Source organism: Vibrio rotiferianus (assembly GCF_002214395.1).
GTDB lineage: Bacteria > Pseudomonadota > Gammaproteobacteria > Enterobacterales > Vibrionaceae > Vibrio > Vibrio rotiferianus.
In genome coordinates, this window is sequence record NZ_CP018311.1 from 1,219,202 (window position 1) to 1,240,591 (window position 21,390).

The window sequence follows — 21,390 nt, forward strand, 5'->3', positions numbered from 1 at the left end:
ATAAAACGGGATTTTTTTGTTTATCATTCCTAGTAATTTTGAACGGCGTTTTATTGAGGTAAGGAATGAAGAAACAAATATTAACCATGAGTATTCTAATCGCGTTAACAGGCTGTGGCTCCGAAGGAAAGAGCAACGACTCGACGGTAACGAATAACTCGAGCGTGTTCACTTCTCAATGTGGAGATCAGCTTTCGCCACAAGAGCCCGGCTTATCATTCGTAGTAAAGGGGGATGTCGCGGAACTGAAAGGGGTTATTTGTCAGGGGGCACCAAAGGCATTCGAACAAATGATGGCAAAGCATCGCAATATCAAGCTGCTCAAGTTTGTGAGCATTGATGGCTCTGTTGATGATGAGTCAAACCTTAAACTGGCGTATCAAGTGCGCGCTAAACAGCTAGATTCTTACATTGCCGCGAATGGGTCAATTGCCTCGGGAGGTACGGATTTATTCTTGGCGGGAGCCAACCGAACTATTGAAAGGGGCGCAACGATAGGTGTTCATTCATGGGCAACCGAAGACCAAGTTGCAACGGATTTCCCTGTTGGCCACAAATACCATCAACCATACATCGATTACTACAAGAAGATGGGTTTACCTGATCCAGAAGGTTTCTACTACTTCACGATTAACGCTGCGTCAGCACAAGACATACACAATATGACAGCGCAAGAAATCACGAAGTATGGCTTAGGTAAGCTTGTATCAGCTGGGGGAGAAACGGCTTTGACGAGCGAGGTTGATAGCAAGCTTCTTGAGCAAGTTAATGCCTCTGTCAATGCCCTAAAATTCCAATCCGTTTGGGGTGGTTACGGAGACTACTTGTCAGAGACTCCAGCCTACTTATTGCACTTGGATGAAAACAATGGCACGCCTGTCACCGCCTATTTGGTCAATCCTCCCAAAGTGCCGGAAGATGCACAAAAGTTAGGAGTCAATGAAAGTGGGGCTCTGGACATCTACAAATACGAAACGAACATGCACATCTTCCATGATGCGATAAATAGAGGTAACGGGGCGTACGAAAGGCAATATACGTTTAATGGAGCGAAGTACTATCTACAAGTGTATAAACCCTCAGAAACCTTTATAAAAGGCGAGCATCAACGTAATACTATTGCATTAGCCGTGCATGAGATGTTCCATGATTACCAGGAGGAACACTTTAAATATCCTGCCAACCACTTCAATGAGCTTACTGGCTATCCAGTGAATGTAGAGCAGATTACATATAAGCTTGCGGTACTCAATTTGTTCAAGTCTTTGCCTAAAGTTATGACGCAAGATGAAGCCAAATCCATGCTCAAACAATACATTGCCCTAACTCAAGAGCAGATCAATATTGATAACAGCAGCAAGCAATATGCGAAGAATATGGGGTTAGGGCAAGAGCTGTTTGAAGGTAGCGCTTGGTATGTTGAAGTGATGGCTTTGAGAAATGCGTTGCCAAACTTTTCCGACTTAAAATTTGTAGAGCCCTATGCATTTACCACAAATTACCAGAATCGAGAGAGTGTGGAATCTCAATTTGGGTGGGGCTATTTTTACCCAAGTGGTGGAGCAGCAATTTATGCGTTAAAAGCGGCAGGCTACGACATTCTTCAATTAGAAAAAGGCGTGACTCCCTTTGAGGCAGCGAAGCAGGTGGTTGGGATGTTCGATGTAACAGACACCTTGAATCAGATTAAGCAGAGTGATGAGTTTAAAACCATGGAACAGAGTGCGGCTACTATCAATGCGATCAGGTAGTAGCGAGAGGTTGTTAGCGAGGGACGATGTTCGTCTCTCGTTGCATTCTTTTGCCTCCAAAAACTGTGCACTCTAATCGGACAGAGTTAGTTTGGCTAGATAAAATTACCCGCCTTTGGAAGGAGAATGTATGGAAGATTTCTATCTCAATCAACGAGGGCTAGCGAGTTACTATGAGGTTCAGTGGCTTGATCATCTTTTAGAAAAAGGACTGATTGGAGAGCTGACTAGTCAATCAAAGAAAGTGCCTTTTTCATTTATTCAGTCTTCGCACTGTATTGAAGTTGCTAGCTTTATTGAACATGCTGTGAGAAAAGCGGGAATAATGCCGAAAAGCCTGCTTGAGGTTGGCGCTGCATTAGGCCGAAACTTTTATGAGACCACCTCTAGACTGAACTCTATCCAAAAAGCGACGTTGGTTGAGCCTTCCAATTTGTTGCTGTCAGGGTTAAAGCAAATATTATTTACCCCTCCACTGGCGGCGTTCAATTACATCTATAGCTTAGATGAGATGAAGTCGTTCGAGTTCGAGAATCAACATTTGGTAGGAGATTGTCAGCGTTTAGATGTTGAGTTTGTGGATCAGCCATTTAGTAGCGGGACGATCAATACTAAACATGATTTAGTGGTTTGTTTAAACGTGCTCGATCAGTGCGACTCTCCACTAGAAATGGTGAATGCGCTAAAAAGTGCAACGAATGTTGGCGGTATACTGGTTGCTTCTTGTACCTACCAGTGGAACAAAAAACACATCCAGAACATGGACGAAGCTGTAGATGATATCAATGATTACTTTGACCAGAATTGGCAGCGAGTTTCAGAAGCTAATCACGAGTATCGGATTCGCTTCAATGATCGCTTTTCTCGTCTGTTTCTATCCCATGCGGTAGCGTACATTAGAAAAGCTTAGAGCTTGAATTTTTGACTTTAAAATACAAAAGCCGAGCGATGAGTGCTCGGCTTCTTTAGATGACTTACGCTGCTGGCGCTTGATGGTGCTGTTGCTCTTCTGCAAGTTTTGCGGCTTGCGCTTGTTTTTGCTTTCTGCGCTCGCGTTTAGATAGCCAAATCAGAGGCACGACAATCATCACGGTACCAATTGCCATAAAGATATCCGGCACTTCACCAAACCAGATTAAACCTACGATCACGGCACCAATCAAGCCGCTGTATTCTGCGCTGGCAATCTTATTGCTGTCGATAGAACGATAAGCTAATACACAGGTAGCTGCGTAAATCATGATGAACAAGCTTGAACCGGCCGCTACAGGGAATGAGCTCCAATCCCATGCCTCACCTTCAATAAATACTAACAACAGTGATACAGGCATACCTGCTAGGTTGGTCATCAAAAGCGTGTGTGGTACGGATTGATTCTTTGGCAGCTTGCGGATCAACAGGTTGTTGATGGCGAGTGTTAGCGCCACGACCAAAGCAGACAACGCGGCCCAATCAATTTGGTCTGGGCGTATAATCACCAGCACACCAGCAAAGCCCATTACCGCTGCTGCAATTGATTGAGTGGAGAGTTTTTCTCCGAAGAAGATCGCCGCCAGTGGTAGCATGATCAAAGGCGCGGCATAGAAGATTGCGTTCGCGGTGGCGAGTGGCATCGACGAGATGGCAAACACCATGAAAATTGCGCCTGTTAGCCAGACGTGCGCACGAACTGCATGCCACTTAAAACCTTCCATTAATGGCGCTTGTTTTGTGAACAGGTATACGGGTAACAACATCATCACAGCTGAAAGTTGTCGGTAAAACACAAACTGAAAAACCGGCACCTCATTACCGACACTTTTGATCAAAGCGTCTGAGAGCACCGCAACTAAGTTACCAACAATTAATAGCAGCATCGCTGCACCGACAGATGTGACTTTCACGTTATTCCTCTCCTCATTCTTTGCCAAAGAGTAGGTGATGTCATAGGATGAAGTGAAATGATATTTATTAGTTTAAGTATGAGTTTTTTAGATAATGAAGTTACCACCTCTTAGAGCGGTCCACTGTTTTGAATCCGTTGCGCGTAATTTGAGCTTTTCCCTTGCTGCGGAAGAGCTCAATGTGACGCAAAGTGCAGTGAGTCATCAGATTCGAGTATTAGAAGACTATCTTGGTGAAGCCTTGTTTATTCGTCAGGGGCGTAAGTTGTCACTCTCAGATACCGGCTTTCGTTACCTCGAAGATATCAGCCCTGCTATTAGTGCCATTGCTATGGCCAGTCAGAAGGTACGTGAAGGAGAAAAGGGCAGTCTACGTTTGGCGATTTACAGTTCGCTAGCCGTGAAATGGTTGATACCTAGATTGGCAGACTTTAAGCGTCAACACCCCGAAATTGATCTAACCCTTAACATGGTTGCTGGAGATCCAGAGCAAACTGACAGCGTGGGTGATTGCTTTATCACGGTACAAAAGCCAAAGCGCAACTATATGGCGGTTCGCCTGTATGATGAGACGTTGTATCCGGTGTGTAGCCTCAACATCTGGAAGGAAATTCAGGACCAACCTATGCCCGATGCACTTTGGCACTATCCAGTTCTTTCCACTGATTCTATTTATCGTGAGCGGGGTAAAGATTGGGCGGAATGGTGTAAAGCCGGCGGGTTTGAGTTGCCGAAAGACATCGATATGCAACACTTTAGCCATATGCTTCTGGCGATCGAAGCGGCGCGCTACGACCAAGGCATCACATTCGCCAATGACTTTATGTTGAATGAACGCGATAAGGCTCAGGATCTGGTTTATATCCCCTCCCACGGATTGGAAACCGGGGACAGTTTTTACTTTGTGCATAAGAAGAATCGAGCACGCCAACCAGAAATCATAAAGTTGACCAACTGGCTTAAACAACAATGTTTGTAGGGTAATTGGGGTGATTTCAGTAAGACTCTCGCTGCGGTGCTAGACTTAATTTAGGCAGGTCAGTTGGGAGAGTATCATGAGCTACGCGCACATTTTAGTTGCAGTAGATTTATCAGATTCGAGTCGAGCAGTCATCGACAAAGCCATTTCGATGGCAAAAGATGCAAATAGCAAGGTGTCCTTTGTTTTCGTTGATCACGATAGAGTGGCGCTGGAATCGAAGGACGAACAAAAACTCATGCAAGAGCTTAAAGCCTTAGCTGAACAAAGTGATTATCCGATTACCGAGACCATGGTGGTGGTTGGTGATCTGCATATCAAGCTTGCTGGTGTAGCGAAGGAGCACAACATCGATTTAGTGGTCTGTGGCCATCATCATAAGTTTATGAGCCGCTTATTCTCCTCAATCCCGAAGCTCGCCAATGCCATTGAGGCCGATTTGTTGGTTGTGTATTTGGAATGATCCCTAATTCAACATTCAAAGTAAAAGGGAGGCTATGCTAAGCCTCCCTTTGCTGTCCTATTACGGCGTTACTGCTTTTTGATCAACGCCTTGATCACGTCAATTGTGTACAGCTGACAATCCACCGCAGTTTGCGGATCGAAGTCTTGTTTGTGTTGGTCTGTGTTCGACAAAATACGAATGCCGACAAACGGTACTTGGTAAGCTTGAGCAACCAATGCTGCTGATGACGTTTCCATCTCTTCAACAGACGTACCATAGGTTTCATGGAACCAGTTGATACGGTCTACTTCGCGGTTCCATTCGTCCGCTGAACCAATCAAGCCTTTCACAACTTGGCCTTTTTGTATCCTTCAGACAAAGAAAGAGCAGTTTCAACCAATGCTGGATCCGCTTTGAACTGTTTATGTTCAACAAACTCACCGTTTTCACGTAGACGCATGGTTACGTCGAAGTTCTGCCACTTGGTTGGATCGATGCCTTTGCCTTTTTCAGCAAATTCAGACTTGTAAGAGCCCATGTTAAAACTTGCTTCACCAATAACAATGTCACCACGGTATAGCTTAGGATCGTGGCCGCCAGATGTGCCCTGGTTGATGACGTATTTCGGGTTGAAATGCTCAATCGCTATTGTTGTAGAAGCAGCAGCGTTCGTCAATCCTACTTCAGTGCGAGATACCACCACTGGGTAACCGTCGATGTCACCCTGCCAAAACGTCCAAGAGCCAACGGTGGTTTCTTTCGCATCATTTAAAGCTTCAACTAGTGTGCTGGTTTCAATATCCATCGCACCTTGAACAAGAATTGGTTGAGTTTGAGCGAAAACAGAGAAGGAAAGTACTGCAGGAATAAGTGCAGCGAAACGTTTAAATATTTGCATACGACATACTTACAAATGAAAAAGATGGCGCAATCCACCAATAGCAATCGTTTGCGTCAATTGGTGCCATTGTTATTTTTCTCAATAAATGAAAATTCTTGATTGTAGTTCTAATGAACGAGAATGAAAAAATCCGAGCAGGGGAGGCTCGGATTGGGTCTTTATCAGGATTAGATGAAATCGCTACTCAGCATTAAGGCATCTTGCTTAGGTTGTAGAATGACGCTAGCTCGCCTGTCGCTTTTTCGCCGTTCATATCTAGCTTCATTAGCATGTTTTCACCAACGAAGTACTGGTTTGGACCAGACTCATCAACTAATGTGATGGTGTTGCCTGATTCGTTCCAAGTGAACTTACCTTCTGATTTGATTGGGTCGCCTTCTTTACCCTCGTACAGCTCTACCAATGAGTAAGTGCCGTCTTCGTTCAGGGTTAGCGTGGTATCGATACCCGCGCAATCAGCACAAGGAAGTTTGCCTTTGTAAATGCCGTTCCAATCCAGTGCATTTTGCGCGTTGTGACCAGAATCAACAAAAGTATCTGTGGTGATCACTTGCTCTTCTTCAATCGGTGTTGCATCAACGGTGGTTTCAACTTCTGTTGCTTGAGGAACCTCAACCGCAGTTGTCTCCGCGGGTTTCTCATCCTGACAGCCTGCTAAGATAACGACTGCACCAGTTAGTGCTAATAGTGTCTTTTTCATAATATTCCTCTCTAAATCAACGAGTTGATATACCAAAATAATCTCGTTGCTTGTATGCTAAGGTCACTTGGGTATACCGTGATAATAATAGACCTGTTTCCTAAACCTGCGTCAGAACAAAGCAAACCATTGAACAGCCTTTGTAAGAAAAACTCTTTAACGTCAGTGGTTTGAAAATAAAATGGAATAGGAAAAGAAAAATGGAAGAATTAGTTATAGGTGCGCTTAGGATATTGGGAGCACTTATTCGTTGGTTGTTGATCGAACTTTGTTTAGACAGGGTTGCTTACAGTATCGGTTACGCGGGATTGTATATTCTGACGTTAGGTAAAAAGCCACATCGTCCCGTCTCGACAGAAATGCAGGGACGGATTGTTCTGCTTGGTATCGTGTTGAGTCTGTTAATCTTTGCACTGCTTATATGGCTGTAGCGATAGCAATAACACCAGTAGTAAAGAGACAACAAAGCAAACAAAAAGGCTCATCCGACGATGAGCCTTTACTGTATTAAGATGCCTTATCCATTACTGGAGGCGTTTTGACCTCCTTTGGCGGCGACACCTCTTCGGTATTATCAGTAAAGATTTCAGCTACGGCGCTTCGTTCTAGTTCGCCTTGCAGATTACCTTCGTCATCGACAACTGGCAGTGAGTAGTCACAAGACATAGTGTCCGGTAGCACTTCTTCAATCACAGAATCAGGAGAGACAACAGGCACTTCTTCGTAGATCTCTTCATCGAGTTGTTGTGCTGCATCGGTTTTCGCAGCGTCAAGCAAGCTCTCTTTGGTAACGACACCTTGATAGCCTTCGTCGGTCACGTGGTACGCGTAGTCTTGCTTCACGCGTTTCATCTCGACAAGGGCTTCTTCGATAGTCGTAGCTGCAATGCGATATGCTGGTGGCTGCATTACGGTTTCTACCGTAAGCGCTCTCGCTCGGTTTACGTCCTTAACGAAGGCTTCTACATATTCATCGGCAGGGTGCAGCAGAATCTCGTCTGGAGAACCTTGCTGTACTAACTCGCCATCTTTCAAAATAGCGATACGGTCACCTAAGCGAAGCGCTTCGTCCAAATCGTGAGTGATAAAGATAATGGTCTTATGTAGCTTCTCTTGCAGTTCAATCAGCTGATCTTGCATCTCGCTTCGGATCAGTGGGTCGAGTGCCGAGAATGCTTCATCCATCAACAGGATCTCAGCGTCAGTCGCCAGCGCGCGAGCTAAACCAACACGTTGTTGCTGGCCACCAGAAAGTTGCGCAGGGTATTGGTTCTCGTAACCTTTAAGGCCGACTGTCTCTAACCATTCGTTAGCTTTAGCAATGCGTGCTTCTTTCTTGATGCCTTGTATTTCCAAGCCGTAAGCGACGTTGTCAACCACAGTGCGATGAGGCAAAAGGCCAAAGCGTTGAAATACCATCGACATTTTATGGCGGCGAAACTCTTCCAACTCTTTTGAAGACAGCTGCATCACGTCGACGCCTTCAACCAAAATTTGTCCCATGGTTGGGTCAATCAAACGGTTGAAGTGACGAATCATGGTCGACTTACCAGAGCCAGATAGACCCATGATAACGAAGATTTCGCCTTTGTTAATTTGCAGGTTGATGTCTTTTAAACCGACGGTATGACCCGTATCAGCAAGAATTTGGTCTTTGCTCTGACCTTGTTTTACTCGCTCGATGACTGTTTTTGGCTTTGGTCCGAAGATCTTGTACAGCCCGCTGATTTCAATAAGTGGCTTAGTCATGTTTCAGATCTCCTAAGTGTGCTTGGGTTCGCTTCGCGTAAGCTTGCGACGCACGGTCAAACAAAATCGCCAGTGCCACAATCGCTAGGCCATTAAGCAGACCAAGAGTGAAGTACTGGTTGGTGATTGATTTCAATACTGGCTGACCTAAGCCTTTAACGCCAATCATAGAAGCGATAACAACCATAGACAGCGCCATCATGATGGTTTGGTTGATACCAGCCATAATGGTTGGCATTGCCAAAGGTAATTGTACGCCGACTAAGCGTTGCTTGTTACTTGCACCAAAGGCCGTGGCGGCTTCAAGTACTTCTTTGTCTACGAGTCGGATGCCTAAGTTGGTCAAACGAATCACTGGTGGGATTGCGTAGATCACAACCGCAATCAAGCCAGGGATCTTACCGATACCAAGGAGCATCACGACAGGAATCAGATAAACGAATGCGGGCATGGTTTGCATCACATCGAGCAGTGGTGTCACGACGGATTGCACACGATTTGAGCGCGCCATAGCAATACCAATTGGAATACCGAGCGCAATAGCGAGCATGGTACACACCGTGATGATGCTGAGCGTCCGCATCGTGTCTTCCCACATGCCAAAGTACCCAATCAGTATCAATGACACGAAACACGCGACAGCCAGTTTCCATGAGCGACTAGCGGCATAAACCAATGCAGTACACACACCAAGAATGATCATCCATGGTGTAGAAATGAGGAGTTTTTCGAACCAAACGAGAAATGAGAGAAGAGGGTCGAAGAATGATTCAATAAGGTCGCCATATTCGCGAGAGAAATCGCGGTAGGCTCCATCTAAGGTTTTGCGGATGGCTCTGAGATCTGAGCGATCCATTTCTGGGAATTCGCTAAGCCAATTCGAGTCAGACATGTTTACTTCCTTTTCTTGCCGAGGCTCAAGCGAGCCTCGGCATACAACAATTTTGGTATTCCTATACCATTTACGAAACGTCTAAGTCTTACAGTGCACCTTGCACTTTTTTAGCTACGTCTTGTGGAACCCATGCGTTCCAGATCTGCGGGTAATTTTCTAGGAAATGGAACATGGTTTCTTCACCGTCTGCTTGGTTGTCTTCCATCCAAGCTAATAGCTGGTTCATGTCCGCATTGGTGAAGCCACGCTTGGTGAAGTAGTCGTAAGCGGCTGGAGAGCGTGAAGCAAACTCCTCAGTCGTAATGGTATGAACTGGTGAAGGTGGGTACATGGTTGCTTTTGGATTTTCACAGTCTGTTTGTGTTGTACAGCTGACGAACTCTTTCTCATCAACGCCGCTACCAAAATCCACTTTTACCATGTCGTATTTACCAAGAACTGCAGTAGGTGCCCAGTAGTAACCGAACCACGCTTCTTCACGCTCGTAGGCTTTTGCAATTGAGCCAGACAGACCGGCACTTGAACCTGGGTCGATGATGTCGAAGCCTGAGTCAGCAAGATTCATCGCTTTGAAAAGATTGCCGGCGCTAATTTGACAGTTCCAACCAGCAGGACAGCTGTAAAATGCCGATTTTGCTTTGTCTTCAGGATGAGAGAATAACTTCGCGTGCTTTTTCACACCTTCGATGGTTTTCATTTCAGGGTATTGCTTAACAAGGTAGGCTGGGATCCAGAAACCCTCTTCGCCACCATCGACTAACGCTTTGCCTGCAAAACGAAGGCGTTTTTCTTCAACACCTTTGTCTAGCGCATCTTTGAGGCTGTTACTCCAAAGTTCTGGTGCCACATCTGGTTGCCCTTTTTCGATCATTGAGGTGCCAGTTGGCATGGTGTCGCCAGGGATGAGTTCGGCATCACAGCCGTAGCCGTGCTCAAGAATAAAACGGTCCACATTGGCAATCAGTGTTGCAGAATTCCAGTTCATATCTGCAATGGTAACCGTTCCACACTCACTTGCGTTTGCGTTGGTCGCTGCTAGCGCACCAATCGCTAGTAGTAAGGGAGTTTTGTACGTCATATTGAGTTTCCTTTCTCTAAATAGCTCACTTAGGGTAACGAATTAATCATTAGTGTTCAAACTAATGTATTAGATGAATTATAGCTTTATTTGTTAACGGGTGTGAAAACGATGGTGAATATTTGATGAAAATGCCCTCATAAATGAGAGGTTTTTTATCGATGTATGTCAATGAATCGTATGGTGGTTTGTATGTGTTGTTGCATTATTATTAGATGTCTAACGAATATTTCGCTGTAAACGTTATTTTTGCAAACTAAGATATTGTCATATGCCAAAAACTATAATTGGCATATGCCATAAATGGGCGTAAGGTGAAGGCGTTTTGTAGAGAGGATGTGATGGCGAGACCAAAAATAGAAAGACGCATATGTGGACGTGCAGCACACCATTGTTTTAAGCCCAATGGCGTGCCGTTTTATGAATTAGAGAAAGTCGACATATTGCCAGAAGAACTGGAAGCATTGCGTTTGGCGGATCTAGAAGGTTTAAGCCAACAGCAAGCTGCCGACCAAATGGGAGTCTCTCGCCAGACCTTTGGTAATACGGTTAAGAGCGCGCGTTTTAAAGTTGCGAAAAGCCTAGTTGAGGGTCATGCACTTGTTTTTCCTGACCAGGAGTCAAACTCATGATTTATGCCATTCCAAATGACGGCGAACGCGTCGCCAATCACTTTGTTAAAGCCCCATATATTGCTATTTACTCCGATACGGAAGGGTTGTTGAAGAACCTCGCTAATATTGCTGCTATGCCGCAAGCTGGCTGCAAAGCCAAGTCACAACTCATTCAATCTCTACAAGAGTATAAAGTCGATGCGGTGTTGGTTCGTAATATAGGCGAGCGTGCGCTTGGCAAGCTTCTAAGTAGCGGTAAGCAGGTGTTTAAGCTCTCAACACGCAGTTCACTGGATGATGTGATGGGTGTTCCTCGTTCAGCGTTAACTGTGGCGACACAAGGGCGTCCTTCTATCAACCATGTCAAAAAAGGTGGTTGCGGCGGTTGTGGTAGTAAAAAAGCGCCTTCGGTATTGCTAAATCCCAAATCTCAATCAAAAAACGCGCTTATGACGCTTCGCCCGACTAAGCTTAAAGCACTGGTTTCTTCTTATGTGAAAGAGGTGAAGTAATGGTTTGGCTGTTCACTTTTGTTGGGTTCTTAGCCATCATTTTGTTGATGTCGCTTGGTGTGATCTTTCATAACAAGCGCATTCAAGGCAGTTGCGGTGGCTTGAACAACGTAGGCGTCGATAAAGTGTGTAATTGCGAGACCACTTGTGCAGAGAACGAACGCCGCCTTTATCAGATCCAAGAGCCAAGCCCAAAAAGATAACGCTTAGCTCAAACTATCTTCTTACGCCACTGTCTCACACCAGTTTGGTAATGTTTGTCGAAACCATTCTATGTATTTGCTGGCTTGTGGATTGTTTCTGGAAACCAGCAGATTGGTTACCTCAATCACGATCCAGGCTTTTGCTAACAAGATAGCAGTAGCGAGCTCTGACTCTACGCCTTTACCGCCAAGCCCTATATATCGTTTTGCTACTTGTTCATAGTCTTTGAAAGTACCCATTCCCGCAACTAACGGCGAAAGATCAATCGCCGGATGCCCGATAGAAAAACGTTCCCAATCAAAAAGTACCAAGTCACCATTGTTCCTTAGCCCCCAGTTGCCAGCATTACTGTCTCCGGAGAGTAGCGTTTGGGACTTGAATAGGTATTGTGCTTTGGTTTGAAAATGGCGCAAGCAAGCCTCGGTGCGCGCATCTAGTTGGAGAGTTTCAAGTGCAGAGGTGGTTGCTTGTTCTGTCCAGTTATGGGTTTTAAATATTGCGTTATCGCTTGGTGGTGATGTCTGATGAATTTGCACAAGGCGGCTTAGGATTCTTGGATCTTGCAGGAGGAAGTCTTGCTCGATTTGGTGAGGAATATACTCAATCCACAATGTATCTTGCTCAGTATCAAACCCAACAAACTCGGGAACAAGAATGCCTAGCTGGTTGAACGTTGCAGAATGTTGTTGATAAAAGGCCACTTCAACTTGTGTCGGGTTGCGCTTCTCAATGACTTTTCGACCTTCCATTTCGACCAGATAAACTTGGGCACTGCCCATTTGGCTGAGCTCTTTTCGTGACATCAATCTGCTTTCCTTGCTGAGTGAAACTCCAAGATAAACATAGGGAAGCCAATTGCCAACTTCAAAATGCGCTGTTGCTCGCAAATACATCTTGAACTGATGCGAATAGTTAGCACTTAACTGGCTGAATTTAGGATTATTTATTGACGTACTCTATGTTCTTAAGAGGTTGTCGATGAGCAGTAAACTGGTTGATTTTTCGGTGCATATTCCCATTACTCCTGAGCTGTTTGAGTTTCAAACTGAAGTAAAGGAGAAGCTGTATGACTTTAATCATGCACGACCTTCCGAACATTTGAAGAAGGCTGAGATCATCGAGTCGCTGCTTGGCAGTGCGAACGGTGTGAATATTGTGCCGCCTTTCTATTGTGACATGGGTAACAACATCCACTTTACTCAAGGTGGCTTTCTGAATGCAGGTGTCACTATTCTCGATCTTGCGCCTGTTCACATTGGTGAGTACGTGCAAATTGGTCCGAATGTCGTGATCAGTACGGCGGGGCACCCATTTGAGCTTGCGGAGCGTGTTCGTCCAATCGCAACGGGCAACCCGATTAGTATTGGTGACAGCGTCTGGATTGGCGCGGGTGCTATCATTCTTGACGGTGTGACAATCGGTGACCGAGCAATTATTGGTGCTGGAAGTGTAGTGACCAAAGACATTCCTGCAGACAGCGTTGCAGTCGGTAATCCGTGCCGTGTAGTGAAGACCATTAAGCAAAGTGAAATGCCATCCGAAGAAGAGATCATCGAGATGTGGCGACCTTTGATGGAAATGAAGTTGGATTGATGTCGTGAAGTTGATGACGATAGAGTGAAGAAGAATAAGGCGAGCACCACGGCTCGCCTTATTTGATCTCAAGCCATACTAAGTGGCGTATATTGCAGCTCTAGTTGAGAAATAGGTTGTGGTTTACTGAAGTAGTAACCTTGCAGTAAATCCACGTCGAGTTCGCTCAAGCTAGATACATGCTCTGCAGTTTCTACCCCCTCGGCAACTACGCGATAACCTAGGCTTCTACCCATTAAAATCATCGTTGAGACAAAGTCTAAGTTGGATTGATCTTTGATGATGTCTGCGATGAAGGTACGATCAATCTTGATTTCACTCAATGGCAGTTTCTTCAGCAGCGACAACGATGAGAAACCCGTGCCAAAGTCGTCTAAAGAGATAGCAATACCTGCTTTCCTAAGCTTCTCAAGTGATTTTACGCACAGGTCATAATCACTAATAGCGGCGGTTTCAGTGATCTCGATACAGAATAACGATAAGGGTAGACGGTAGTTGAGGATAGTTTGTACGATGTCGTCAGCAAAATAAGGTTGAACTAGCTGCTTCGCGCTAATGTTTACGGAGATATGGTTCATGGATTGCAGCCATGACGACTGTTGAACATCACGACACACGCGGTTGAGAATGTACTCCCCTAATCGAGAAATCAAGCCAGCATTTTCCGCGACTTGGATAAACTGGCTTGGTGGTACGCAACCTAAGGTATCAGAGTGCCAACGCGCGAGAGCTTCTACAGCCAATACTCGACGTGTTTTGCAACAAAGTTGAGGTTGGTAAAATACCTCTATTTCGCCCTGTTCAATTGCCCGGTTTAAATGATGTTCAAGTTTTACTAAGCTTTGCGTACTCGCGTCCATACTCTCATGATAGTGAACCACTTTACGCCCGCCTAGCTGCTTAGCTTGGTACATCGCAATATCTGCTTTTTTTACCAACTCTTCTGGTGATGCACCATCAAGTGGATAGAAAGAAATGCCCAAGCTTCCCTGGCTAACAAGCTCTATTTCTTCATGAATCATGGGTTTTTCGATAGTGCGTAAGATCATGCTAGCGATTTGATTGGCTTGTGCATCGTTATGTACATTACAAAAGAACAAGAATTCATCTCCGCCAAGCCGCGCTATGGTATGTGGCTCAACCAAGTTATTTTGCAGCTCTTTGGTGACATGGCACAGTAGTGCATCACCAACATGATGGCCAAAAGAGTCATTAATCATTTTAAAACGATTAAGGTCCATTAACATCACAGCACGCGGTTGACCTGGGTTGTTTTCTATATGTGTGACAATCTCTTCCATGATTTTACGCCGATTGGCAACGCCAGTTAGTGCATCGAAATACGCCATATGATGGATCTTGGCGGCACTTTCCCTTTGTTCTGTAATGTCGGTCATCGAACCAATAAAACGAACGGCGTGGCCCTGAGCGTTGCGTACAGCAGAACCATTGGCTTGCACCCAGATGTAGCTATTATCGTGTTTGCGAATACGGAATTCGGTTTTAAATGGTATCTTGTCGGCCAAATGTGCTTGGATGTTATCTTCTAATTGGTCGATATCTTCAGGGTGGATAAATTGGAACAGCTGATCGCAATCGATATAACGTTTGTGAGAGAGGTTTTCATTGCCGAGCATATTCACTAAACGACTGTTCCAACGCAGCTTGTTACTGGTCAAATCCCAATCCCATATACCGTCATTTGAACTATTGGATACTACTTTGAGTTGTTGCAGTAACTGCTGTGAGTTTTTCTGGCGTAAATTACTCGTTTTAAGTAACGCGTCGCGTTCAATAAACAACGACAACATATCGAGATAGTTGTTAAACACCGATTGAGTGCCGATGTTTTGTTGATCGGTAAGTGAGTCAATCACCGCGATCAACTGCCATTGATTCTTTTGACCTGTTGTTATCGGCATAACGGTTGCGACAAAGTGTTCGCAGCCTTCTAGGAAAGGGAAGTCGCGAATATCGTCGTTTGCTGTACTTTGCTTTGGAAGCGTGGCTGGTTGAGTCATCCCTTGTTCGACCCAACTTTCGATTTGATATTGTTCTTGATCGCATCGTGCGAGGCACGCCCAGTCAAGGTTGTTGCCATAGAGGCTCTGCGCATCAAGTATGGAGTTAAACCCATTCTGAGCCTGTGAGTAGAAGTTTTCAAAGATCTCCGCAGGGGAACGGCCTTCAACATTGAGCAATGCGTGACGAATCGAATTTGGGCATTCTGCTGATTCTGAGGTTGGATTACTATTACCACAAGATCGACGGATAACCAGTTTTTGTGGGACTTGGTTAATCGTGTTAGAAAAGGCTGCGCCTTGTATGCGTTCGATAGCACGGCTAAACGCTTGGCGTGCTAGATTCTCTAACTGCTGATCGGCTGTAGTCAAAGGTGGCTGCGTTTGCTGGCCGAAGAAGACGTTATCAATACCAACCACGGCGACTTTACTTGGCACAGGGACTTGTAGGTGCTTGAGTTGCTCTATCATCCCAATCGCGTTGTGGTCGGTCGCACAAATCACGGCAGTGCTTTGTGAATTGCGTTGTACGAACTCCACGGCCGCTTCTCGTCCGCCAGCTAATGAACAGTTGCTGACACTGAAAAAGTCCTCTGGGCTGAATGCGCCTTGATGTTCCACTGCAGCATGCTGGAAAGCTTTAAATCTTGCTCGAACATCGTTCACCGACAAGTCACCGCAAAAGCTAATACGCTGATGCCCCTGTTCCAATAGCCAGCGATATAGCGCCTTTACTCCATCACTTTGTATGCTGATAAACTGCTCAACATCAAGTGGTGCGTAACTTGCGCCCAAAGACAGCACAGGAACGCCTTGGCTCAACGCTGTTTGTACTAAGTGATCGGCAGCTGAATGCAGTACGACCAGTAAAGCGTCTAGGTGATGTAATGCGACAGGTAAATCGAAATCTCGGCGATGTCCGCTGCGGATAAAAACCAAATTAACCCCATGTTGCTTGGCCATTTGGCGCAACGTGGCGTTAAGCTCTCCCATATAAAAACCGCTCAACATAGGCAGTACGATACCTATGGTTGGGCGTTTATTAAAAACACGTCTATTCATCTGAATCAGCAAGTCGAGTAAAACTCAAAAATAAGAACGATAACCGGAGCCAACTAAGTCAACTATGAGGCTACTTATATCGACACATTACTGACTAAAATCTCAAAAAAAAGACACAATTTATGGAAATGATAAAAGGCGCACGTTTGGTAGGGGATCGGATCAATTTGCTGCCAACTCGATAGATTCGTATCAAAACTCAGTTCACATTCGGTTTGTATAATGCTTTGAAGTAATCAATAAAAACTGTCGCTATTGTCTAATTTTCATACAAATTAGTTCGAGTATTTGTTGTTCATTTCTATGCTTAAGATTCGTCTTAACAAAGGAGAACCAAAATGGCATTTATGAAACAGGATATTCCAAATCGAGTAACGGTGTACCATGACAATGTCGACCAGGAACAAGAACTAAAGAATGCGATGTTGCCAGAGAAGCCTCGTTACTTTAATGGTTCTCCTACCTATAAAGCCGACAGTGTTGAACAGTTCCAAACTAAACTTGATCAGATTGGAATGTCGTTAGACAAATAAACACCAAATGAATACAACAACGCCCTCAAATTCGAGGGCGTTTTGTTTTTTGGTAGGACGCTAGAGCTGACTGCTCCTTTGGGCGTGCTCGTTTTCCATCTGTATAGGATCGAGTTTAAGTGTCTGAGTTGGAAAGGCAATATCAGCTTCGTGCTGTTTAATGATAGCCATTACCTGTAAAAGGACGTCTTGCTTCACCTCGTGATAGCGCACCCAATTGACCGTTTTTGTGAAGGTATAGATAAAGAAATTCAGTGACGACGCACCAAACGCGTCAAAATTGACGATCAACGTCTGGCGTGTGTCGATGTCTTTGTGATTTTTCAGCATTTCACGCACGTCGTTAATGATCGCAGGAACTTTGTCTGCATCGTCGTAACGTAGGCCAATCGTTTCAAAGATACGTCGATTAAGCATGCGTGATGGATTTTCGACTACGATATTGCTAAATACAGAGTTAGGTACATACAAAGGACGTTTGTCGAATGTGCGGATGCTGGTCATACGCCAACCGATACGCTCTACCGTACCTTCAATTTGTCTGTCCGGAGAACGAATCCAATCACCTACCTTAAACGGGCGGTCGAAGTAAATCATCAAGCCACCAAAGAAGTTAGACAGAAGATCCTTGGCTGCTAAACCGACTATCAAGCCACCTACACCACCAAACGTCAGTAGGCCAGAAAGACTTAATCCAAACGCTTGCATGACGGTGAGGACACCAATCACAATGAAAAATAGGCGTGCGACTTTAGCGATCGCTTGCACTGTAGTTTCATCGCGAGTTTTCTGCTCAAGCACATAGTCTTCCACGTTAGTGATAAGACGCATTACGATCCAAACTAGAATGCTGATCACTAAGATGAGTTTGAGCGTGCTCAGCCAGTTGAACTCGTTTCCTAGCTCACTTTGTAGAACGATGCCTATTGATACGGTTGCTGGCCAGCACCAAATTAGCGTACTGACGGGTGTTTTTAAGGCTTCTAATAAGAGATCGTCCCAATGGAATGGGGTTTTCTCGACCAGTATCGCGAGGCGCGAGTGCAATACGCGCCAAGCAATCCATGCAAAGAAGCTGGCAATGGTGATAAATAAAACGCTGCTACTCCAGTCTTGATGGTTAGCCATGACGTAAGTTTGAAGTTCTGTAAACCACTGTGGCATAAGTAAAGTTTCTTTTTATAGAACAATGGGGGAAAGGTAGCAGAAATTATCAATTCGCCCTAGAAAAATGATGTTGCTAGCACGATGCGTATTCGAGCTCTCTATTCACACAAATACTGAGATAATGTTTACCTGGGCGTTAGTGATTAAAGTGTAAACACAAGGCAATGAAACGTATAATGAAATGTAATTTATGTGTATTGGGTGCTGCGGGGTGTGATTAAACTCGTAGATTGAAAGATAAGCGCTATCATTCGAACCATCAATTGTAGGTTCTTTGACTCATCGCTAACATTTATCACAGCTAAATATGAGACTTTACCGTTACTTTGAAATGCGGAGATAAACCATGGAATTTACGGAGCTAGACAGAAATGCGCTCTACGACATTTGGATGTCACAAAAGGCAAAAATGCACCTTACTCAGATGGAGATGGCAAAGCGCCTTGGCTTAAACTTACATGAGTTTTCTGCGTTGTTGCGAGGCAATGCTCCATTGACGCTAGGGTTTGTGAATAAGCTATGTGAACAGCTTCATGTGCGTCCAGCTCAAGTTATACCATCTCTTACCGATCGCGATGTGTCATCTTCTTGTTCGGTTTACTTACAAAACCGTATTTCTGTGGATGGAGATATTAAAAATGTCTTTATTGAAGGGAATCAGGTAGTGATCGAGTACGAACATCGATTGAATTAATCAAAGAGGCACCTGTGTAAATTTTGTCAAAGACAAAATATTCACGGAGGTGTTGATATACCTATCAGCCATATTTCTTATTTGAATGATTGATGGCTGTGAAAACTTTTTTCCGAAACTTAGATAAAAAGCGTAGACGATTAACTCACCGACTAGAGCCTGCAATTGCGCGGCGATTGAATAATCGTTCTAAATTTGTAGAGCACCTTCTTCCCAATGAGAAGGTGAAGCGTATTGTAATTGTGCGCAATAATGGGCGTATTGGTAATATGTATTTTTTACTGCCGTTCGTCCATCAGGTTCTTCGTCTCTACCCTAAGGCTCGTGTTGATCTTGTCCTCTCTTTCCCCTGGCAAGGTGAAGTCTTTCAGAACCTGAATATCAATCATATTTATTACTCTCACCTGTCTCTTAAAACGATTGGTCAATCGTCCGCATCGATTAAAGAACTGACGAAAAATAGCTATGATTTATTGTTAGCTCCCTCGCCGGGTGCTTGTGATATTTTTGTTTCTGCGTTAATTCCGTCTCAAAATAAGGTGTCTTTTAAGAACAAGAAAACAGAAACCGTATTTGAGCACTCATGCGTTACACAGTCTGACTTTTATCATGGAGCTTATAAACCATTGTCCATCTTGCAAGGATTGGGACACGAGCTTCCCAAGCAACTCGATCACGAGATTCTATTTACGACCGAAGAGCTTGTTGATGGTATTAAACAGGCTCATCGACTATCACAAGATAACAAGCTCAGTTTTGCGTTTTTCCGGGGAGCAAGAGGTAAGAAGCAGCTTACTGATGAAGAATGGAAAGCCATATTGAGAGAGTTTGAACGTCAACATGATCAAGAAATTCATTGGGTTGAGGTGTTGAGTCCGGATGTTAGGGCTCCGTTGTTTCCTGATACTGACATTCTTGATTGCAAGAGCTTAAGAGTATTGGGTGCAACGCTGCGGTATCTTGATGGATTTCTATGTTGTGATACAGGCCCACTTCATCTCGCTGATGCGGCAGGCGCGACTTGTTACGGCTTTTACACCGAGACATGTCCACAACGATTTGGGTTGATGGGACGTGATTGCTATCCGATTAAATTGCACGTTGAGCCGAGTAAGGTGCAATTTGAACCAGTAGCGAGAATGGCTTAAATGCAATCAATAGGAATATCCAGAGTAACAAGAGGTGTTACTCTGGATGTGAGAGGTCAGTTTATGGCATCTTAACCAAGGAGTCGCGTGATAAGTCTGAAATGGTTTTCGCTCCGGTGAGCGTCATCGCTACACGCATCTCTTTGTCATATAGGTCGAGCAAGTTTTCCACGCCAGCACCACCTTGAGCTGCTAGAGCGTAAACAAAAGAGCGACCAAGCAGCGTGCAGTCAGCACCAAGCGCTAGCATACGAACCACATCCAGACCTGTACGGATACCCGAGTCGACGAAAATCTTCAGATCACCTTTTACTGCATCGGCGATGCTAGGCAACGCTTTCGCCGTCGATAGAACACCATCAAGCTGGCGACCACCGTGGTTCGATACAACAATACCATCAGCGCCGAAGCGAACCGCATCTTTTGCGTCTTCTTCATCTAGAATACCTTTGATGACCATCGGCCCGTCCCAAAAGTCGCGAATCCACTCTAGATCTTTCCAAGAGATTGAAGGATCAAAGTTGTCACCGAGCCAGCCAATGTAATCTTCCAGTTTCGTTGGTTCGCCGCGGTAAGTTGAGATATTACCTAAGTCGTGAGGTTTACCCAGCACGCCTACATCCAGTGCCCAGCTTGGGTGACGCATGGCTTGGAATACACGGCGCATCGCTGCATTTGGACCACTCATACCAGAGTGCATGTCACGGTAACGTGCGCCAGGGACTGGCATATCAACGGTGAAGACCAACGTTGTTACGCCAGCGGCTTTCGCGCGCTCAAGAACGTTCTTCATAAAGCCGCGGTCTTTCAGAACATACAGCTGGAACCACATTGGGCGTTCGATCGCAGGTGCCACTTCTTCAATTGGACATACAGACACGGTCGACATGGTGAAAGGAATGCCTTTCTTTTCCGCAGCTTTCGCAGCTTGTACTTCGCCACGGCGTGCATACATACCTGTTAAGCCAACAGGTGCTAGAGCGATTGGCATCGCCAGCTTCTCACCGAAGATTTCTGTTTCTAGGCTTAAGTCGCTCATATCACGCAGAACACGTTGGCGCAGCGCAACATCACCTAAGTCATCGGTGTTGCGTTTTAGCGTGCGCTCATCGTATGAGCCGCCATCAATGTAATGGAAAAGGAATGGAGGCAATTTGGCTTTCGCAGCAGCGCGATAATCTGTAGAAGCAGAGATAATCATAATAGTGTGTCCTGGCTGTTATTCTAAGATTGCGTCCTGAGTCAATGAGCACATGCTCTGTCAGCGTTTCACTGACTGCCATCCTTTCGGCAGTCGACGTCAGAATTAGAGTATAGATAAGTGATTGAGCTGGGGCTGTTCCATACACAGAACAATCAATTATCTGCACTGAAAAAGGCTGGCACACCGGTCGGGGGGATTGATGCAGCAAGCCACACCAAAAGTCGGGGTAGTAGTGCTGACCGCTGTGCCAGAGAAAG

Annotated in this window: 21 protein-coding genes and 1 pseudogene; 12 read left to right on the forward strand and 10 right to left on the reverse strand. The window is 45.0% G+C overall.

Going from position 1 to position 21,390, the window contains the following annotated elements; genetic code table 11:
• Nucleotides 1-65: 65 nt before the first annotated feature.
• Nucleotides 66-1,751 carry a hypothetical protein gene (locus BSZ04_RS05765; protein WP_088879822.1) on the forward strand — a complete coding sequence of 562 codons (1,686 nt, stop codon included), beginning with the start codon at nt 66-68 and terminating at the stop codon, nt 1,749-1,751.
• Nucleotides 1,752-1,881: 130 nt separating this feature from the next.
• Nucleotides 1,882-2,661, forward strand: a complete 780-nt coding sequence (locus BSZ04_RS05770) for a class I SAM-dependent methyltransferase (RefSeq protein WP_088879823.1) — start codon at nt 1,882-1,884, stop codon at nt 2,659-2,661.
• Nucleotides 2,662-2,725: 64 nt separating this feature from the next.
• Here the strand turns inward: BSZ04_RS05770 and BSZ04_RS05775 are convergent, their stop codons facing one another.
• A complete protein-coding gene (locus BSZ04_RS05775; RefSeq protein WP_038885574.1) occupies nt 2,726-3,634 on the reverse strand; it encodes a DMT family transporter in 909 nt (302 codons plus the stop codon).
• Between the two features lie 94 nt (nt 3,635-3,728).
• Between BSZ04_RS05775 and BSZ04_RS05780 the strand changes: the two genes are divergently transcribed.
• Both BSZ04_RS05780 and BSZ04_RS05785 read left to right on the forward strand, forming a co-directional pair.
• On the forward strand, nt 3,729-4,613 hold the full coding sequence (locus tag BSZ04_RS05780; RefSeq protein WP_010453082.1) for a LysR substrate-binding domain-containing protein: 885 nt from the start codon (nt 3,729-3,731) through the stop codon (nt 4,611-4,613).
• Nucleotides 4,614-4,689: 76 nt separating this feature from the next.
• Entirely contained in the window at nt 4,690-5,076 is a 387-nt protein-coding gene (locus BSZ04_RS05785) for a universal stress protein (RefSeq protein WP_010453080.1), read from the forward strand.
• Between the two features lie 68 nt (nt 5,077-5,144).
• Here the strand turns inward: BSZ04_RS05785 and BSZ04_RS25345 are convergent.
• Both BSZ04_RS25345 and BSZ04_RS05795 read right to left on the reverse strand, forming a co-directional pair.
• Nucleotides 5,145-5,956: pseudogene (locus BSZ04_RS25345) on the reverse strand (5'-methylthioadenosine/S-adenosylhomocysteine nucleosidase).
• A gap of 193 nt (nt 5,957-6,149) precedes the next feature.
• Nucleotides 6,150-6,659, reverse strand: coding sequence for a copper resistance protein NlpE (locus tag BSZ04_RS05795; RefSeq protein ID WP_012129984.1), 510 nt, complete (start codon nt 6,657-6,659; stop codon nt 6,150-6,152).
• Between the two features lie 200 nt (nt 6,660-6,859).
• Between BSZ04_RS05795 and BSZ04_RS05800 the strand changes: the two genes are divergently transcribed.
• Complete coding sequence (locus tag BSZ04_RS05800) at nt 6,860-7,090, forward strand: hypothetical protein (RefSeq protein WP_045454342.1); 231 nt, start codon at nt 6,860-6,862, stop codon at nt 7,088-7,090.
• Between the two features lie 76 nt (nt 7,091-7,166).
• Here BSZ04_RS05800 and BSZ04_RS05805 read toward each other — a convergent pair whose 3' ends face one another.
• The 3 genes from BSZ04_RS05805 to BSZ04_RS05815 form a co-directional block, all read right to left on the reverse strand.
• Nucleotides 7,167-8,408 (reverse strand): quaternary amine ABC transporter ATP-binding protein, encoded by a 1,242-nt coding sequence (locus tag BSZ04_RS05805; protein ID WP_088879824.1) that lies wholly within the window; start codon nt 8,406-8,408, stop codon nt 7,167-7,169.
• A complete protein-coding gene (locus tag BSZ04_RS05810) occupies nt 8,401-9,300 on the reverse strand; it encodes an ABC transporter permease (RefSeq protein ID WP_005429511.1) in 900 nt (299 codons plus the stop codon). The genes BSZ04_RS05805 and BSZ04_RS05810 overlap by 8 nt, the downstream gene beginning before the upstream one ends.
• Before the next feature lie 88 nt (nt 9,301-9,388).
• The gene (locus BSZ04_RS05815; protein ID WP_088879825.1) at nt 9,389-10,381 is read right to left on the reverse strand and encodes an ABC transporter substrate-binding protein; all 993 of its coding nucleotides are present in this window, start codon (nt 10,379-10,381) and stop codon (nt 9,389-9,391) included.
• Between the two features lie 341 nt (nt 10,382-10,722).
• Between BSZ04_RS05815 and BSZ04_RS05820 the strand changes: the two genes are divergently transcribed.
• Genes BSZ04_RS05820 through nqrM form a run of 3 tightly spaced genes read left to right on the forward strand, consistent with a single transcriptional unit; the run spans nt 10,723 to nt 11,710 of the window.
• Nucleotides 10,723-11,013, forward strand: a complete 291-nt coding sequence (locus tag BSZ04_RS05820; RefSeq protein ID WP_038888023.1) for a DUF134 domain-containing protein — start codon at nt 10,723-10,725, stop codon at nt 11,011-11,013.
• The gene (locus BSZ04_RS05825) at nt 11,010-11,507 is read left to right on the forward strand and encodes a NifB/NifX family molybdenum-iron cluster-binding protein (protein ID WP_088879826.1); all 498 of its coding nucleotides are present in this window, start codon (nt 11,010-11,012) and stop codon (nt 11,505-11,507) included. Before BSZ04_RS05820 ends, BSZ04_RS05825 begins: the two co-directional genes overlap by 4 nt.
• A complete protein-coding gene (nqrM, locus tag BSZ04_RS05830; protein WP_010453062.1) occupies nt 11,507-11,710 on the forward strand; it encodes a (Na+)-NQR maturation NqrM in 204 nt (67 codons plus the stop codon). The genes BSZ04_RS05825 and nqrM overlap by 1 nt, the downstream gene beginning before the upstream one ends.
• Before the next feature lie 21 nt (nt 11,711-11,731).
• On the opposite strand, the gene BSZ04_RS05835 is transcribed toward nqrM, so the two are convergent.
• On the reverse strand, nt 11,732-12,514 hold the full coding sequence (locus tag BSZ04_RS05835) for a phosphotransferase (RefSeq protein WP_088879827.1): 783 nt from the start codon (nt 12,512-12,514) through the stop codon (nt 11,732-11,734).
• A 175-nt stretch (nt 12,515-12,689) separates the two neighbouring features.
• Here BSZ04_RS05835 and BSZ04_RS05840 point away from each other — a divergent pair, with 175 nt between their 5' ends.
• The gene (locus BSZ04_RS05840) at nt 12,690-13,304 is read left to right on the forward strand and encodes a sugar O-acetyltransferase (protein WP_010453057.1); all 615 of its coding nucleotides are present in this window, start codon (nt 12,690-12,692) and stop codon (nt 13,302-13,304) included.
• A gap of 68 nt (nt 13,305-13,372) precedes the next feature.
• Here BSZ04_RS05840 and BSZ04_RS05845 read toward each other — a convergent pair whose 3' ends face one another.
• Nucleotides 13,373-16,387: an EAL domain-containing protein gene (locus tag BSZ04_RS05845; protein ID WP_088879828.1), complete on the reverse strand. Its 3,015-nt coding sequence runs from the start codon at nt 16,385-16,387 to the stop codon at nt 13,373-13,375.
• Nucleotides 16,388-16,725: 338 nt separating this feature from the next.
• Here BSZ04_RS05845 and BSZ04_RS05850 point away from each other — a divergent pair, with 338 nt between their 5' ends.
• Nucleotides 16,726-16,920 (forward strand): hypothetical protein, encoded by a 195-nt coding sequence (locus BSZ04_RS05850; RefSeq protein WP_005429524.1) that lies wholly within the window; start codon nt 16,726-16,728, stop codon nt 16,918-16,920.
• 60 nt (nt 16,921-16,980) lie between these two features.
• On the opposite strand, the gene BSZ04_RS05855 is transcribed toward BSZ04_RS05850, so the two are convergent.
• Nucleotides 16,981-18,084 (reverse strand): mechanosensitive ion channel family protein, encoded by a 1,104-nt coding sequence (locus tag BSZ04_RS05855; protein ID WP_088879829.1) that lies wholly within the window; start codon nt 18,082-18,084, stop codon nt 16,981-16,983.
• A gap of 349 nt (nt 18,085-18,433) precedes the next feature.
• Between BSZ04_RS05855 and BSZ04_RS05860 the strand changes: the two genes are divergently transcribed.
• A complete protein-coding gene (locus tag BSZ04_RS05860) occupies nt 18,434-18,781 on the forward strand; it encodes a helix-turn-helix domain-containing protein (RefSeq protein WP_010450966.1) in 348 nt (115 codons plus the stop codon).
• 92 nt (nt 18,782-18,873) lie between these two features.
• Nucleotides 18,874-19,929 (forward strand): glycosyltransferase family 9 protein, encoded by a 1,056-nt coding sequence (locus tag BSZ04_RS05865; RefSeq protein ID WP_071234166.1) that lies wholly within the window; start codon nt 18,874-18,876, stop codon nt 19,927-19,929.
• A gap of 61 nt (nt 19,930-19,990) precedes the next feature.
• Here the strand turns inward: BSZ04_RS05865 and lldD are convergent, their stop codons facing one another.
• Nucleotides 19,991-21,130 carry an FMN-dependent L-lactate dehydrogenase LldD gene (gene lldD, locus BSZ04_RS05870; RefSeq protein WP_045391029.1) on the reverse strand — a complete coding sequence of 380 codons (1,140 nt, stop codon included), beginning with the start codon at nt 21,128-21,130 and terminating at the stop codon, nt 19,991-19,993.
• Between the last annotated feature and the right edge of the window lie 260 nt (nt 21,131-21,390).

What these genes read in the sequence shown, in the direction of transcription:
- BSZ04_RS05770 (WP_088879823.1), top strand. Translation starts at nt 1,882, where the DNA reads ATGGAAGATTTCTATCTCAATCAACGAGGGCTAGCGAGTTACTATGAG.
- BSZ04_RS05855 (WP_088879829.1), bottom strand. Translation starts at nt 18,084, where the DNA reads ATGCCACAGTGGTTTACAGAACTTCAAACTTACGTCATGGCTAACCAT.
- BSZ04_RS05795 (WP_012129984.1), bottom strand. Translation starts at nt 6,659, where the DNA reads ATGAAAAAGACACTATTAGCACTAACTGGTGCAGTCGTTATCTTAGCA.
- BSZ04_RS05800 (WP_045454342.1), top strand. Translation starts at nt 6,860, where the DNA reads ATGGAAGAATTAGTTATAGGTGCGCTTAGGATATTGGGAGCACTTATT.
- BSZ04_RS05835 (WP_088879827.1), bottom strand. Translation starts at nt 12,514, where the DNA reads ATGTCACGAAAAGAGCTCAGCCAAATGGGCAGTGCCCAAGTTTATCTG.
- BSZ04_RS05765 (WP_088879822.1), top strand. Translation starts at nt 66, where the DNA reads ATGAAGAAACAAATATTAACCATGAGTATTCTAATCGCGTTAACAGGC.
- BSZ04_RS05840 (WP_010453057.1), top strand. Translation starts at nt 12,690, where the DNA reads ATGAGCAGTAAACTGGTTGATTTTTCGGTGCATATTCCCATTACTCCT.
- BSZ04_RS05805 (WP_088879824.1), bottom strand. Translation starts at nt 8,408, where the DNA reads ATGACTAAGCCACTTATTGAAATCAGCGGGCTGTACAAGATCTTCGGA.
- BSZ04_RS05860 (WP_010450966.1), top strand. Translation starts at nt 18,434, where the DNA reads ATGGAATTTACGGAGCTAGACAGAAATGCGCTCTACGACATTTGGATG.
- BSZ04_RS05780 (WP_010453082.1), top strand. Translation starts at nt 3,729, where the DNA reads ATGAAGTTACCACCTCTTAGAGCGGTCCACTGTTTTGAATCCGTTGCG.
- BSZ04_RS05850 (WP_005429524.1), top strand. Translation starts at nt 16,726, where the DNA reads ATGGCATTTATGAAACAGGATATTCCAAATCGAGTAACGGTGTACCAT.
- lldD (WP_045391029.1), bottom strand. Translation starts at nt 21,130, where the DNA reads ATGATTATCTCTGCTTCTACAGATTATCGCGCTGCTGCGAAAGCCAAA.
- nqrM (WP_010453062.1), top strand. Translation starts at nt 11,507, where the DNA reads ATGGTTTGGCTGTTCACTTTTGTTGGGTTCTTAGCCATCATTTTGTTG.
- BSZ04_RS05820 (WP_038888023.1), top strand. Translation starts at nt 10,723, where the DNA reads ATGGCGAGACCAAAAATAGAAAGACGCATATGTGGACGTGCAGCACAC.
- BSZ04_RS05845 (WP_088879828.1), bottom strand. Translation starts at nt 16,387, where the DNA reads ATGAATAGACGTGTTTTTAATAAACGCCCAACCATAGGTATCGTACTG.
- BSZ04_RS05815 (WP_088879825.1), bottom strand. Translation starts at nt 10,381, where the DNA reads ATGACGTACAAAACTCCCTTACTACTAGCGATTGGTGCGCTAGCAGCG.
- BSZ04_RS05825 (WP_088879826.1), top strand. Translation starts at nt 11,010, where the DNA reads ATGATTTATGCCATTCCAAATGACGGCGAACGCGTCGCCAATCACTTT.
- BSZ04_RS05785 (WP_010453080.1), top strand. Translation starts at nt 4,690, where the DNA reads ATGAGCTACGCGCACATTTTAGTTGCAGTAGATTTATCAGATTCGAGT.
- BSZ04_RS05810 (WP_005429511.1), bottom strand. Translation starts at nt 9,300, where the DNA reads ATGTCTGACTCGAATTGGCTTAGCGAATTCCCAGAAATGGATCGCTCA.
- BSZ04_RS05865 (WP_071234166.1), top strand. Translation starts at nt 18,874, where the DNA reads ATGGCTGTGAAAACTTTTTTCCGAAACTTAGATAAAAAGCGTAGACGA.